This is a genomic window from Magnetococcales bacterium, assembly GCA_015231755.1.
Lineage (GTDB): Bacteria > Pseudomonadota > Magnetococcia > Magnetococcales > Magnetaquicoccaceae > Magnetaquiglobus.
This window is the reverse complement of sequence record JADGAZ010000010.1, coordinates 12,170-26,705: the sequence shown is the minus strand read 5'-3', so window position 1 is coordinate 26,705 and position 14,536 is coordinate 12,170. Positions and strand designations below refer to the sequence as shown.

Annotated in this window: 10 protein-coding genes and 1 tRNA gene; 6 read left to right on the top strand and 5 right to left on the bottom strand. The window is 59.7% G+C overall.

All coding sequences use genetic code 11. From position 1 onward, the window contains the following. Positions 1 to 3 precede the first annotated feature (3 nt). Both prmC and HQL98_08235 read left to right on the top strand, forming a co-directional pair. Entirely contained in the window at positions 4 to 867 is an 864-nt protein-coding gene (prmC, locus tag HQL98_08240; GenBank protein MBF0272034.1) for a peptide chain release factor N(5)-glutamine methyltransferase, read from the top strand. Between the two features lie 267 nt (positions 868 to 1,134). After that, positions 1,135 to 1,734, top strand: a complete 600-nt coding sequence (locus HQL98_08235) for a DUF3592 domain-containing protein (GenBank protein MBF0272033.1) — start codon at positions 1,135 to 1,137, stop codon at positions 1,732 to 1,734. Between the two features lie 182 nt (positions 1,735 to 1,916). Here the strand turns inward: HQL98_08235 and HQL98_08230 are convergent, their stop codons facing one another. Beyond that, positions 1,917 to 3,128 (bottom strand): tyrosine--tRNA ligase, encoded by a 1,212-nt coding sequence (locus HQL98_08230; protein ID MBF0272032.1) that lies wholly within the window; start codon positions 3,126 to 3,128, stop codon positions 1,917 to 1,919. A 227-nt stretch (positions 3,129 to 3,355) separates the two neighbouring features. Here HQL98_08230 and HQL98_08225 point away from each other — a divergent pair, with 227 nt between their 5' ends. From HQL98_08225 to HQL98_08215, 3 genes are read left to right on the top strand one after another with little or no spacing between them, the layout of a single operon-like run. Then, entirely contained in the window at positions 3,356 to 4,483 is a 1,128-nt protein-coding gene (locus tag HQL98_08225; protein ID MBF0272031.1) for an anhydro-N-acetylmuramic acid kinase, read from the top strand. A gap of 24 nt (positions 4,484 to 4,507) precedes the next feature. Then, positions 4,508 to 9,343, top strand: a complete 4,836-nt coding sequence (locus HQL98_08220; GenBank protein ID MBF0272030.1) for a M36 family metallopeptidase — start codon at positions 4,508 to 4,510, stop codon at positions 9,341 to 9,343. Beyond that, a complete protein-coding gene (locus HQL98_08215) occupies positions 9,340 to 10,137 on the top strand; it encodes a metallophosphoesterase family protein (protein ID MBF0272029.1) in 798 nt (265 codons plus the stop codon). Before HQL98_08220 ends, HQL98_08215 begins: the two co-directional genes overlap by 4 nt. 282 nt (positions 10,138 to 10,419) lie before the next feature. On the opposite strand, the gene HQL98_08210 is transcribed toward HQL98_08215, so the two are convergent. The 4 genes from HQL98_08210 to ftsE form a co-directional block, all read right to left on the bottom strand. Continuing rightward, a tRNA-Val gene (locus HQL98_08210) sits at positions 10,420 to 10,494 on the bottom strand. A gap of 85 nt (positions 10,495 to 10,579) precedes the next feature. Then, positions 10,580 to 10,981 carry a glycine cleavage system protein GcvH gene (gcvH, locus tag HQL98_08205; protein ID MBF0272028.1) on the bottom strand — a complete coding sequence of 134 codons (402 nt, stop codon included), beginning with the start codon at positions 10,979 to 10,981 and terminating at the stop codon, positions 10,580 to 10,582. Positions 10,982 to 11,084: 103 nt separating this feature from the next. Further along, complete coding sequence (locus HQL98_08200; protein ID MBF0272027.1) at positions 11,085 to 12,104, bottom strand: ABC transporter permease; 1,020 nt, start codon at positions 12,102 to 12,104, stop codon at positions 11,085 to 11,087. Next, positions 12,101 to 12,790: a cell division ATP-binding protein FtsE gene (ftsE, locus tag HQL98_08195; protein MBF0272026.1), complete on the bottom strand. Its 690-nt coding sequence runs from the start codon at positions 12,788 to 12,790 to the stop codon at positions 12,101 to 12,103. The genes HQL98_08200 and ftsE overlap by 4 nt, the downstream gene beginning before the upstream one ends. 217 nt (positions 12,791 to 13,007) lie before the next feature. Here ftsE and HQL98_08190 point away from each other — a divergent pair, with 217 nt between their 5' ends. Further along, positions 13,008 to 14,519, top strand: a complete 1,512-nt coding sequence (locus tag HQL98_08190) for a zinc-ribbon domain-containing protein (protein MBF0272025.1) — start codon at positions 13,008 to 13,010, stop codon at positions 14,517 to 14,519. The last annotated feature ends 17 nt before the right edge of the window (positions 14,520 to 14,536 follow it).

Below are 14,536 nucleotides of genomic sequence, written 5' to 3'. Positions count from 1 at the left end.
CCGTTGACCGCTCCTGCCTGGACTGTTCGCACCCTGCTCGGATGGAGCGCCCCCTGGCTTGAACGGCGGGGCGTCGAATCCCCCCGCCTCGATAGCGAACTCATTCTCGCCAAGGCCCTCAATCTGCGGCGCCTTGACCTTTTCCTGGATCCCCATCGTCCCTTGAACGCGGCTGAACTGGCCGCGTTCAAGGCGTTGCTCACCCGACGCGCCGCCCGGGAGCCTGTGGCTCATCTGTTGGGGGTTCGGGAGTTTTGGGGCATCGAATTTTTCTCCAGTTCCGCCGCGTTGATCCCCCGTCCCGAGACCGAGTTGTTGCTGGAGTCGGTTTTGGCGCATTTCCCGGACCGTGAGGCGCCATTGCGGATCTTTGAGCCGTGTGTGGGCAGTGGTGCGGTTTTGTGTGCCTTGTTGAGCGAATATCCCCAGGCGCGGGGATGGGGAAGTGATCTTTCCGGGTCTGCGTTGGAACTGGCGCAGCGCAATGCCGTGAAAACCGGTTGCGTGGATCGTGTTACCCTTGTGGAAGGGGATCTGGACGTTCCCCTGCCCTCTTCCGACTCCTTTGACGTGGTGGTGGTCAATCCTCCTTATATCGTCTCTGAAGCGTTGGAGGGGTTGCAGCCCGAAGTGCGTGATTGGGAGCCCCATTTGGCTTTGGATGGCGGGGTGGATGGGTTGCGGGTGGTGGTACGGCTTCCCGGACTGGTGCGCAGTCGTTTGCGTCCAGGGGGAGTGGCGGTGGTGGAGGTTGGTCACGATCAGGGAGTGGCTGCGGTGGAGGTGTTTCGGGAGGCCGGTTTCGAGAGGATTGTGTTGTTGCCGGATTATCAGCGCATTCCACGCGCCGTGGTGGTCACCGGTTAGAAACCATTCAACCCTTGCCGTTCATCCGCCGATTCAATGGTTACATCCCTTGGACAAGGATGCTCTCCGTGGTTCGGCGGGGTTACCCGCCGGGCCATGTTTGGAATTTCGATGGTATAAAATTTGCTTTTTAGTGGATTTGGTAAGAAAGGGTATGATAATAAATTTTGTTAATGGGGGCCATTTTTACTAACAGGATGGAAATGGCGGATCCATTCCTTTATTATGGTTACCCTGGCGGTTTCCTTTTTGAAAGGATAGACGTGGATGGGACGAAATCTGTATCTGCTCACGCGCAATGTGGCTTTGGTGCTGGGAGTGATCTTTTTTGTCATTTTCATCCAACCGATTCTCAAGTATGCCGAATCTTCCAACTGGCCACATACGGAGGGAGTCATTGTTCAATCCGGCATGAAGCCGGACGGGGCGATGTTTTTCAATTGGTTTCCTTTGTATCGGGTTGAGATCGTTTACCGTTTCAAGTCCGGGGATACCGAGTATTCAGGCAACCAGATTGAGACCGATCCCCAGGCTGCTTTGTTTTTGTTTGAGCGTTTTGCCCAGGTGACTGTGGATCGTTATCCGGTTGGCAAGACGGTGCAAACTTTTTACAATCCCAACAATCCTTCCGAGGCGTTCATTGCGCGAACGGTTTTGCCGGGGATTGGATTTTTTTGGGTGATTGGTTCTTTGGTGATTTTTTTGGTGGCAGCGATCATCATTTGGAACAAGACTCCGATTGAGAATGCCATCAACAACACGTTCAACAAGTCCTTGCGGCCCAATGGTCGGGATCCCAAGGAGATTTTTGATGGCAGTTATCCCAAGGCCGTTTACAGTCCCCCGCCGTCACGTCCCAAGCGTTAAGAATCCGATTAAAATCCATCATTGAAAAATAAAGAAGGGGTCTGGGGAATTCATTCCCCAGGACTTTGATTTTAATGTTTTGATTGTTTGAAAATTACGCGACAGTCAAAGGCGAAAGTCAAATTCCTGGGGGAGGAATCCCCCAGACCCCCGCTTTTTTTCAATGGGTTGATGATCGGGGATCAGGCGATCACGACTGCGGCGTGACGCAACTTGCCTACCTTCAGAATATGACGCTCCGGCGACAACATCTGCCGCGCATCCGCCGCTTTCACCCCGTCCACACTCACCGCCTGCTGCCGAATCAAACGCATCCCCTCGGAATTGGAAACCACCAACCCGGCCAACCGCATCGCATCCGCCAACCCCATGGGCTGTCCACCGTTGTCCAAAACGAACTCCGGCAGATCCTCCGGCGTCTCCTTGTTGGAAAAACGCGCCTCAAACCGCTCCAAAGCCCGCCGCGCCTCCTCACTGCCGTGAAACCGACCCGTCAACTCTTCGGCCAACTGCTTTTTCACCGCCATGGGATGCAAACGCTCCCCACGAACCTCCGCCTCCAGTTGATGAATCTCCTCCAACGTCCGATCCGACAACAAATCATAATAACGCCACATGAGCGTATCCGAAATCGACATGGTCTTGCCGAAAATATCGTCGGCAGAATCTTGAATCGCAATGTAATTGTTCAAAGACTTGGACATCTTCTGCACGCCGTCCAGCCCTTCGAGAATCGGCATGGTGATGACGCATTGCGGTTCCTGCCCGTACTCCTTTTGCAACTCCCGACCCATCAACAGATTGAAAGTCTGATCCGTACCCCCCAACTCCACATCCGCCCGCAACGCCACCGAATCGTATCCCTGCACCAAAGGATAAAGAAATTCATGAATGGCAATCGGACGCTCGGAACGGTAACGTTTGGTGAAATCATCCCGTTCCAACATACGCGCCACGGTTTGCTTGGCGGCCAACTGAATCATCTGGGCGGCGGTCATTCGTTCCATCCAGGAACTGTTGAACACCACACGGGTGGCCCGGGAATCGAGAATGCGAAACACCTGAGCCTTGTAAGTCTCGGCATTGGCGTTGATCGCTTCGGAGGTGAGAGGCTTGCGGGTTTCGCTTTTGCCCGTGGGATCGCCGATCATGCCGGTGAAATCCCCGATCAAAAAGATCACCTCATGACCCAACTCCTGGAATTGACGCATTTTTTGCAACAAGACCGTATGCCCCAGATGCAGATCCGGAGCTGTGGGATCAAATCCGGTCTTGATCTTGAGCGGAATGCCGGTCTGAACGGAACGGGCTAGTTTTTGCTCCATGGCCTCTTCGGAGATGATCTGTGCTGTACCCCGACGGATGATGGCCATCTGTTCGTTGACGGATTTCATGCGTGTTACCCCGTGTCTGACTGGAACGTGGTGTGACGGAAAATCACTCCATGATAACGGAATCACCCGGCTTGTGCCACAGGCATCCGCTGGCTCTGCCGGAAAATGCCCTGTCTGACTTACAAAAATTGACAGTTGCCCAAGTTGACAACCTTTTCAAAACCGGCCACCATGAAGGGGTTTGCACACAAGGATCCATGCGGGATTGCAAAGACGATCAAGGGAGAATGGGGACAATGGATGAACATCGGATCGCCATAGGGCTGATGTCCGGAACCTCGGCGGATGGTATCGATGCCGTGCTGGTGCGTACCGATGGGGAGTCGGTTCCCCGGGTGTTGGCGGATCTGGAACAACCCTTTCCCGACGAACTGCATCAACGGATTTTAGCCCTGTATCAACCCGGCGCAGGGGAACTCGACCGTATGGGGGCTTTGCATCGGGAACTGGGGGAACGGTTCGCCGACGCCGCCCTGGAGGTCTGCCGACGCGGTGGATTGTCCATGGACCGGGTACAGGTGATCGGCAGCCATGGCCAGACCGTGCGCCATCGTCCGCCCCTGTTCACCTGGCAGATCGGTGACCCGTTCATCATCGCCGCCCGCACCGGCGTGACCACCGTGGCCGACTTCCGCCCCGCCGACATGGCCAAAGGCGGAGAAGGGGCACCGTTGGCGCCACTGTTTCATCAGGTGCTGTTCTCCCAACCCGGTCAACGGATCGCGGTGGTCAATCTGGGAGGGGTGGCCAATGTCACCGCCCTTTCGGGCCAGCCGGAACGCCCCCTGATCGCCGGAGATGTGGGACCGGCCAACTCCCTGCTGGATCTGCTGGCCACCCGCCTGCATCAGGGGATCCGCTCCGTGGACCTCGATGGCGTGGCCGCGGCCCAGGGTCGGGTGGATGCCACCGCCCTGGCTTGGCTCATGAGCCATCCCTATCTCAGCCGCTCCTTTCCCAAATCCACAGGACGGGAGGAGTTCGGGGGCGAACTGCTGACGGAACTCCTGACCCGCCATCCCCATCTGGAAAGCCCGGATGGACTGGCCACCTTGACCCAATTCACCGCAGAAACCGTGGCCGAGGCCTGTCAACGACTGCTGCCACCGGGTCCGCAACGGCTGATTCTGTGCGGAGGCGGAGCCAAAAATCGCTCCCTGGTGGAACGTCTGCAACACCGTCTGCCCGCCGCCCGCATCTCCGATGCCGCGGATCGGGGAGTCGATGCCCATACCCTGGAAGCCCAGGCCTTCGCCTGGTTCGCGGTGCGCACCTTGAGAGGTCTGCCCTCGTCGCTGCCCGGGGCCACCGGGGCCACCGCTCCGGCGGTGTTGGGCGCCATTCATCCGGCATAAAAACCATCATGATCGGGGTCATCCATGAGATATACCGCGCTCCTCGTGATCGTACTGATCCTGCTGGTGGGGATCGGTCAACTCGGGAAGGATGACCCCTCCGTTACCCCATCCTCCCCGGTGGTCCCATCCAACACCACCGGGGCCAATCCGGTCGTTGCGCCGGTCCTGGCGCCTTCCGCGCCGCCGGGGGATCTTCAGACCCAGGCCCTGAACCATCTCCGCACCCTGTATCCCCCCACCCGCCCAGGCACGGCGGAGATTCAACCCCGCATCCACCACATCCACGATACCGGCTCCGGTCCCATCGTGATTAAGTCCCGGGCCACGGTCGATGAGATCGAAATCTTCCACCGGGAGACCAATCTGCTTTACGACCGCAACCATACCCTGGTCACCACCACCGGTGGGCTGCCGATTCCCGCTCCCCCTGCGGATCTCGCCTTTCCGGTGTCCCCGGAAACCGCCATCGACAAGGCGTTGCGGCGCATGGGGGGTCAGGATGCCCCGGATGGATGGCAGTTGGTGGATACCCGCAACGGTTATCAATATTACAGCGCCGATTTTTCCCGGGCCGAATACCGCCTGCGCAAACCGGCCCGGGTGAAAAAGGTCTTCTATCCCGCCGAATCCACCCTGATTCCGGCCTACCTGATCGAATTGACCGGCAGCGACTTCGACCGCACCACCCCCGAAGCCCGGACGTTTGTGGTTTCGGCTGTGGATGGAGCCATTCTGTTCACCAGGAATCAGCGTTCCCACGCCCATTTTACCTATCGGGTCCACGCCCTGGCCGATGGCGATCACGCCCCCATGAACGATCCCAATGGCGTTCAAGGGGTGCCCAATCCCACTGGAACCACCGTCACTCCCCCCTACCTGCCGGATCCGGTTGCCCAGAACCTGATCAGCCTGCAAAACGGACCGATCTCCACCCAGGATCCCTGGCTGTCCGCCTCCGCCACCTCCACTTCCGGCAACAACGTCGATGCCAAAGCCACGGTCTCCAATGCCATTTTGAGTCAGGCCCTGGTCAATGGCCGGGTACCCACTTCCGCCACCCGCAGCTTCGATTATCGTTTCTCTCCGACCCTGGGCCCGTTCGATACCCCGGCCCAGGGACTCTCGTCGGTGGTGCAGTTGTTTTATACCCTCAACTATTTGCATGACCTGTTCTACGATCAGGGGTTCAACGAGTCGGCGGGCAATGCCCAGAACAACAACTATTCCCGGGGAGGACAGGGTGGGGATCCTTTGATCGCCGAACTGCGGGATGATCTGTCGGAACGGGACAACGCCAGTGTGGTGGTGCCGGCGGACGGGGAATCTCCGGATATGTCCATGTCGCTGTGGAGCGGTTCCCAGGCCATCGGGGTCCAGGTGACCAGCCCCACCGCTTCCACCTTGACCAATGTGGGCAGAGCCGCGTTTGGTCCCACGGAATTTTCGGTTTCCGGCGCGCTGGTCCGATTGACGGATGGGGTGGATCCGGTCCGGGATGGCTGTCAGACCCCGACCAACGCCGCCCAATTGAAAGGGCGCGTCGCGTTGATCGACCGGGGCTTGTGTCTGTTCACGGAAAAGGTCCGCTTCGCTCAGACCGCCGGAGCCATCGGCGTGATCGTGGTGGACCAGAAAGGAGAAACCAGTGTTTTCAACATGTCCGGGGATGACACTTCGATCACCATTCCTGCGGTGTTCGTGCTCAAACCGGATGGGGATGCCCTCGATGCCTTGCTGACCGCCGGTTCCACGGTTCAGGTCACCCTCACCCGCGCCCAGAACAAGGACCGCAACGGCGCCATGGACAATCTGGTGGTCGCCCACGAATGGGGTCATTACCTGGTGGAACGGCTCATCGGCGACGGTTCCGGCTTGACCAACAATCAAGGGGAAAGCCTGAGCGAAGGCTGGGGGGATTTCGTGGCCATGCTGCTGGCGGTGCGACCCGGCGAAAGCGGCCCTTCGGCCTATCGGGGCACGTATGCCATCGGGGCCTATTCCCTGTCCAACTCGCCGGAAAAACAGCCCTATTATTATGGGTTGCGTCGTGTGCCCTATTCCATCGACTTTGCCAAGAACGCGTTGACCTTCAAGCATATCCAGAACGGCGTCGCCCTGCCCACCACCCATCCCATGCAGGATGTGGGGGGTCGCAACGCCGAGGTTCACAACTCCGGGGAGATCTGGGGACAGGCGTTGTGGGAGGTCTACGCGGCCTTGCTGAGAGACGATACCCGTTTGACCTTTGCCGAGGCCAAGCGTCGGATGATCGCCTATCTGGTGGCCGCCTGCAAACTCACCCCTCTGGATCCCACCTTCACCGAAGCCAGGGATGCGCTGCTTGCCGTGGCCAAGGCCGGTGACGCGGCGGATTACGCCTTGATGAAAGCGGCGTTCGCCCGTCGGGGCCTGGGGGTGGGCGCGGTCTCTCCGGCGCGTTATTCCACCGGTCACTCCGGTGTCAAGGAGAGCTTTTTCGCCGATCAGCCCATGAGTCTGGTCCAGGCCACGTTGACCCCTCTGAGCGACTCTTGCGACCGGGATGGCATTCTGGATCCGGGAGAGACCGCCCGTTTGTCCGTGACGGTGCGCAACGACGGCAGCGCCGCTTCTTCTCCTTTTGTCGCCACCTTCAGCACCACCGGGGATGTGACCTTTGCCAACGGAGGCGTGATGCGTTTCGCTGCCGCCAATCCGGGGGCGACGGTGACGGCCACGCTGGATGTCACGTTGAACAGCGCGTCGTTTTTTGCGTTGTTGAAACTGGACGCGGTGTTCGGCGTGACCGTTTCGGGACTCGACGCGGATCTTTTTTCCTGGCGGGTCAATCATGACCGGGTGGCGGCGTTTCGTCAGGATACGCTGAGCAATCCGGTGAGCGACTGGAGCGCGGCCCGGGTCACGGGGAGCGCGGGGGATGGCTGGAGCCTGAGCGAGGCGGATGGGTGGCGTTGGCACACCGCGGCCAATCCGGATCACGAAGCGGAATTGACCCTCACGTCGCCGGTGGTGCGGGTGGGGAGTGGCGGGAATTTCCGGATCGTGTTCGATCACCGTCACGCCTTCGAGTTGGACGAGGATGGCATGTGGGACGGGGGCGTGGTGGAGATCAGTGTGGCGGGGGGCGCCTGGAGCGATCTGGGTGCCAAGATGACACCGGGTTACACCGGTACTTTGCTGGACAGCAATCCGGTGCTGGGGAGCCGTTTGGCGTTTGGTGGGGTGAGCGGCGGTTATCCGGGAACGGTCACCGAAACCATCGATCTGGGCAGCGCCTACAACGGAAAAGAGATCCGGATCCGTTTTCGTCTCGCCTCCGACGAGTTGGTGGGGGAACGGGGCTGGATGATCCGGAATATACGCTTTGAAAACATCGACAATCTGCCCTTTACCGCTTTGGTGGCCAATGGGGGGCAATGCGTGGGGGAAACGAATGGGGGCAGTGGTTCGGGTCGGGTGATCAGCGGCATCGTGCGGGGAGTGAAGAGCGGAGAGAAGATCCGTCTGGAGGCGGTCTCTGCAAACGCGACGGTGACCGGCAGTGTGGAATGGGTGGGGGATGGCGGGGATCTGGCTTTTGCGATCCGGGGATTGGCGGCGGTGGAGGGCTATCGGATCCGGATGGTGTCGGATCGTTTCTGGAATGGTTTCTGGGGCGGGGAGCCGGGTGGAGAGCCGTTGAACGGGGTGGGCGCGGCGTTGGCTGCGTCTGTGGATCTGACGGCCGGGAATGTGGCCGGGGTCAACTTGCGTGCGGTGGCCCGCAACGATGTGAGTCGGGTGGATGGCGATGGGGATGGCTGGTCGGATGAGATGGATAATTGTCCGGCGCAATTCAATGTGGATCAGGCCGACCGGGATCACGATCTGTTGGGGGATGTGTGCGACGGGGACAACGACAACGACGGCATGCCGGATTCTTTCGAGTTGGCGCACGGTTTCGATCCTTTCGACAGCCGGGACGCGGCCTTGGATGCGGACGGGGACGGGGTGAGCAATCTGGAGGAGTATCGGCGCGGTTCGGATCCCAGGGGGCCGGCGGTGGCGGGAGCGGTCCGTCAGCGGATCGCGCCGGTGATGGCGACCCTGCGTATGGTGCCGGGGGAGCAGGCCCGGATGCGTTGGGTTCACGAGCGTTCCGATGGCGGCAGGGTGTTGCCGGGCAGTGCGGTCCGGATTCATTTCAACAGCGCCCGGATGGGTTTTGCGGGAATGGCGCCTTTGGTCCTGGAGTCCGGGGTTCAGCCGGCTGTGACGGTGGAGCCGGACGAAGGGGATTGGGATCACGATCCCACCACGGATCAGCGGGTACGCATCGTCCATGGAGGGGCTGTGTTGGCGGCGGGGTCCGGGATTGGGCTGACTTTTTCCATGGGATCGGATGTCGTTTTGGGCGGGGTTGCGAATCTGGGGGTGAGTGTCGAGAATCCGGATCCGGATCAGATTTTCGAGGGAATGCCGTTGCGGGTGACCGCAGCCGGATTGAATTGGGATCTGGATGGGGACGGGGTGGCGCGTCCCTTGTCGGATGGCATGGTGGTGTTGCGTTATCTGGCCGGCACCCGGGGCAAGGATCTGGTATCGGGAGTGATCGCGGTTGACGGGGTGCGGAGTGATCCGTTGGTGTTGGGTCAAGGGTTGGAGGAAGGGCGCAGTTTGTTGGATGTGGATTGCAACGGAGTGGTGGATCCCTGGAGCGATGGGGTGATGGTGGTGCGTTATCTGTTCGGTTTCCGGGGGTCGGCCTTGATCCGGGATGTGGTGGATGGGGGGGGATGTCGGGTGGATGCGGAGGCGATTGTGCGTTATCTGGAGGCTGTGGGTACGGCGGGTACTCGGGGAGGGGTGGGACCGTGAAGCGGTTTGTGGGGTGGATGTTGGTCGGCGTGGGCGTGGTCTGTGTGTTGGCGGTGTTGTTGAACGAGTCCAATGATTTGGAGGTGACCCGTCATCGGTTGGGTCGGGAGGGGGGAACGGGTGGCGGGATCCGTATTGCCCAGGTGAGCGATTTGCATATCGTGGGGGGTGCTGCGATCGAGGAGCGGGTGTTGCGGGAGTTGCAGCGGGAGGATCCGGATTTGGTGGTTTTGACCGGTGACATGGTGACCAAGCCGGAACGAATGGAGGTATTGGGTCTGTTTTTGGATCGATTGAGTCCCAGGTCGCAGAAAGTGGCCATTCCGGGCAACTGGGAGTATTGGGGCGGGATCGACATGTTGAGTTTGCGACGTTTTTATGCGGGACATGGGGTGACGTTGCTGATCAACGAGTCGCGGATGGCGGGTCGGGGCGAATTGCTGGTGGTGGGTTTGGATGATGCGAGGCATGGCAGGCCGGACTGGGAGAAGGCCATGGTGGATCACGGGCAGTGGCGTGGTCCGACGTTGGTATTGGCCCACAATCCGGTTACGTTGGGTTTGTTGTCGGAGCGGGAGCGGAGTGTGGCGGATCGGGTGATGTTGTCGGGTCACACCCACGGGGGGCAGATTGTGGTATTCGGGATGGGGTGGCGGCGGGAGCAGCCATGTTTGGCGGGGTGGTGTCGGGAGTTGGGCATGCCGTTGTATGTTTCACGGGGGATTGGGACTTCGGTGATTGCGTTGCGGATTGGTGCCCCACCGGAGTTGGCGTTTTTCGAGTGGCGTTGGTAAAGAGGTTTTGAATTATCGATACTATTGAAAGAAAAGAAGGGGTGTTGGGATTTTTTTGTAATAGGCAAAACTTAATCTAATATTTCTGGTAGGATGGATGGAAACCAACCCCAAGGAGGAGTGCTCATCTTCGTTCCTCCTTGCTGAGGACGAAGTATAGCTTATTTCGCTGTCTTAAATCTTGGGTCCATCATAGTCGGAGGGGATCCCGCTTTATGATTGCTATTTGACTGCCCAACAAAAACGGCCACCTTGCGAGTGGCCGTCAATGTTTGATTGAGATGGTGGGCAGTATAGGATTTGAACCTATGACCCCTACCGTGTCAAGGTAGTGCTCTCCCCCTGAGCTAACCGCCCATCTGAAACATCGCGATACCATACCCGAAAACAGGTTCAGGGTCAACCTTTCTTGAACGGATCCAGGGGATGGATCCTGTTTTTCTCAATGGGAGCCGGACTCCAGCATGGCGCGGTAGTCGTCGGCGGTGAGCAGTCCTGTGGCGCCGCCGGGTTGATCGGGACGGATCCGCACCATCCATCCGGCGGCGTAGGGGGCTTCGTTGACCAGTTCCGGGGAGGCTTCCAGGGTCTGATTGATGGCGGTCACCTCGCCGCCGACCGGGGCGAACAGATCGGAAACCGACTTGACCGACTCCACCACGCCGAAGGGTTTGCCCGGTTCCAGACGGGTGCCGACCCGGGGCAGTTCGACGAAAACCACGTCACCCAGGGCGTGGGCCGCATAGTCGGTGATGCCCACCTCCACCTCATCCCCCAGAGCGCGCATCCATTCGTGTTCCTTGCTGTACTGCAACTCTCTTGGGATCTCTCCGATTTCTGACATGACGGATTGCCTCGCTGGCCGGTTGGTTGGTCAAGGGGATCATTTTGAACCCGTCAACCGAATAAAGGCAATGGTTTTCGTCAAAGACGACCCAGAATACCGTTCAGGCATCCAGAAAACGCGACAAGGAGAGAAAAGCCCCGACCAATCCCAAAGCGGCGCCCAGAAAGACCAGCACGCCCAACTGGGTCCAGGGCAGAAACGCCAACTGAAGCGCCACCCCGAAGGCCCGTCCCAGTTCCAACACTGCGCTGCGGGCCCCGAAATAGAGCATTCCCGTGAGCAACAACGCCCCGGAGGCTCCCAGCAACCCTTGCAAAAGCCCTTCGTAGACGAACGGAGCCTTGATGAAAAGGTCGTCGGCCCCCAGAAAACGCATGATCTCCACTTCATCGCGTCGGGCGATGATGGTCAACTTGATGGTATTGGAGACGATCAGCGCCACCACCGCCAGCAATAAAAAAGACATCACGTTGCCGATGTACCGCACGGTATCGATCACCGCCGCAAGTCGTTCGGCCCATTGCTGATCGTAAGAGACCGACTCCACACCGGGCATGGCGGCGATCTCCTTGGCCAGGGTCGAGGCCAAGGCCCGATCCTGACGGGCCATGCGGAACTCCAGGGAGTAAGGCAGGGGATTTTCTTCCAGGTCATCCAGCAGGGCGGATTCATCCCCCATCATGCGTTTCAACCGGGTCACCGCCTCCTTGGGGGCGATGACGGTCAGATCGGTGACTCCGGCGTGACCTTTGATCACCTTGCCCACTTGCAACAGTTGTTCTCGCTCCACGGTGCGTTGCATGAAGACCGTCACCAGGTTTTCATCCTCCCACTGACTCAAGGCGGTATTGGCATTGACCAGCAGCAGCGAAAACGTGCCATAAATGGTGAGAGCCAAAGCGATGACGATGGTGGTGGTCCAGTGCGACAACGATTTGTCGGCAAAGGGTTGCCAGGCCCGTTTCAGGGCCCGCACATGAAAATTCCGGGAGGTGAGGATCTCCTCGTCGGACAAAGGCTGGGCTCCACCGCGTGGGGTCGGATCCTCCTCCCGCCTGGGGGAGAGACGGTTGCCGCCGAACCGGGGACCGGGGGAGGGTTCGGATGAATGCGGGATCATGGGATCTCCCGGAGATCTTCGGGATCGCTGGTGGGGGTGATCAGGCCGCCGTCCCGCATGTCGATGCGGGGGTGACCGGTTTCCGCAGCCAGATCCAGGTCATGGGTCGCCACCAGCACCGTGGTGCCCTGCTGGTGAAGGGTATCGAACAAGTCGATGATATGTCGTCCCATCTCCTTGTCGAGGTTGCCGGTGGGTTCGTCGGCGATCACCAGGGGAGGACGGTTCACCGTGGCACGAGCAATGGCCAATCGCTGCTGCTCGCCACCGGACAAGGAGATGGGATTTTGATGCATGCGTTCCAGCAGGCCGACATTTTGCAAGGCCCGGCGTACCTGACCCGGCACACGGGCGGGACCGTGACCCGCCACCTCCATGGCCAAGGCCACGTTGTCGTAGACGGATCGGTCGTAAAGCAGCTTGAAATCCTGAAAAATCACCCCGATCCCCCGTCTGAGGGCCGGAAGCTGCTTGCGGGAAAGCTGCGCCACATTGCGCCCTTCCACCAGCACGGTCCCCTCTGTGGGCAGCGCGGCCCGGTAGATCAGACGCAAGACCGTACTCTTGCCCGCCCCGGAATGGCCGGTGAGAAAGTGAAACGATCCCCGGGGCAAACGGAAGGAGACTTTCTTCAAGGCCTCGTATCCGGTGGGATAACGTAGCGTGACATCGTGAAATTGAATCATGGGGCCAAGAGCGGGTCTAAGGACGGATTTGGGATGGCTTTGTTAAGAGGTCATGTTACCGTGTTGCGCGGCAGACCACAAGACAGCGCTCGAAACGGCGAAGTTTTCCGATTTTGACCGTGCCGGTAAGCGGCTTGTGTTGTCTCGCCGGGGTGAATTCCGGTATAGTACCTTCGGTGAAGCCGTGTCTGGCCGCTTGCCCGAGTGGAGTCGAGACGTGATTGTTCAATGCGAGAGTTGTCGCGCCCAATTTGATGTGGATGACGACATTTTGCGACCGTCGGGACGCAAGCTGAAATGTTCTCAGTGTCAGGCGGTTTTTTTCCAGCCTGCGCCCAAGAGTCGCGAGGCCAAAGGCGGCGATGCCCCCCCGACCAAGACCAGGGCCGCCCCCGACGCCCCCCGCAAGCCAAGCGGCTTTGGTGCCGGCGGGCTTCCTGCCGCCCCGGATTCCGAACCGTCCGACACGCCCACGGATGACGAGGAGACCATCCTCGGACACGGCTCCTCCGACGAAAACGACTGGCCCGACTCCGACACGCCCCTCGGCGACGGAGAGGTGGATGACGGACTCGATGGCTTGCTGGACGAAATCCAGGTGGAAGACGCCTTCGGCCCCGGAATCGACGATCCGGAGTTCTCCTTCGAGGAAGAACCCAAACCACGACCGGCCCCCCCGGGTTTCGGCCCGTCGGAAATCTCCGCCGAAGAGGCCTTGGGGGAATTTTTCGGGGATTCGGATTTTTCCGAAGAAAACGAACCGCCCGTCAAATCGGGTCTGATCGATACCTATCTGCGCGAAGAAGAAGAGGAAGACGAGGATCTTTTCGTCGAGGAGGAGCCTGCGCCCGCTCCGGTACCTCCGGCGCGTTCCGCCCCCTCTTTCGTCCCGCCGATGGACGAGGACGATGATGACGACTCCAAGACCATTCTGAGTTCCGCGACCCAGCTTGCTTTGGGAAAACCCACGGCCCGTGAGCTGGAATTGGCCAGACTGGCCAAAGAAAAACCGACCGCTCCCCCACCCCCCCCTCCGCCCGCGCCGGTGAAACCGGAGCCGGTCGCGCCAGAACCACAAAAGGAGAGTTTCATCAAAGTGGAGCCCAAATGGGATGCCGACGAGGTATCGATCGATGACGAGGAAGAGCCGGATGAAGAACCGCCACCCGCAAAGGGCGGTCAGTCCGCGCTCAAGCTGTGGCTGGTGGCCCTGCTGCTGCTCCTGACACTGGGGGTGGGTTTGACCACCCTGACCGACTGGTGGAGCTATCACCGGTTCGACCTGTTCAGCGACTACCGTTTCACCGAGGCCAAAGGGGAGTGGCGACGTTATCCCCATGGCATGCTCCTGACGGTTTCCGGTTCCCTGGTGAACACCGGTCGGGTGGTGCGGACCGTACCGGGAATTCGGGTGGTGCTGCTGGACGAGGCGGGCATGGAGGTCGGTTCGGTCATGGGCTATCCGGGCCGCGTGATCGAAGACAAACTCCTCGACGAAAGCAGCGAAGCCACACTGCGCACCATGGCCGGATTGCAAGGAGAGGAAAAACGCCTGAAAATGAACAAACTGGTCCCAGGCAACGCCACGCCGTTCCAGGTACTGTTCGTCAAGCCTCCCGCCGGAAGCACCCGTTTCCGTTTGCAGTTGCTGCTGCCCGAAGGCAAGGGTCAGGTCAGTCGGGAAAAATCCCTGCCGGACAAATCAGCGGCAGGAGCGGGCAAACCGTGATCAAGGCAAGGCGGACC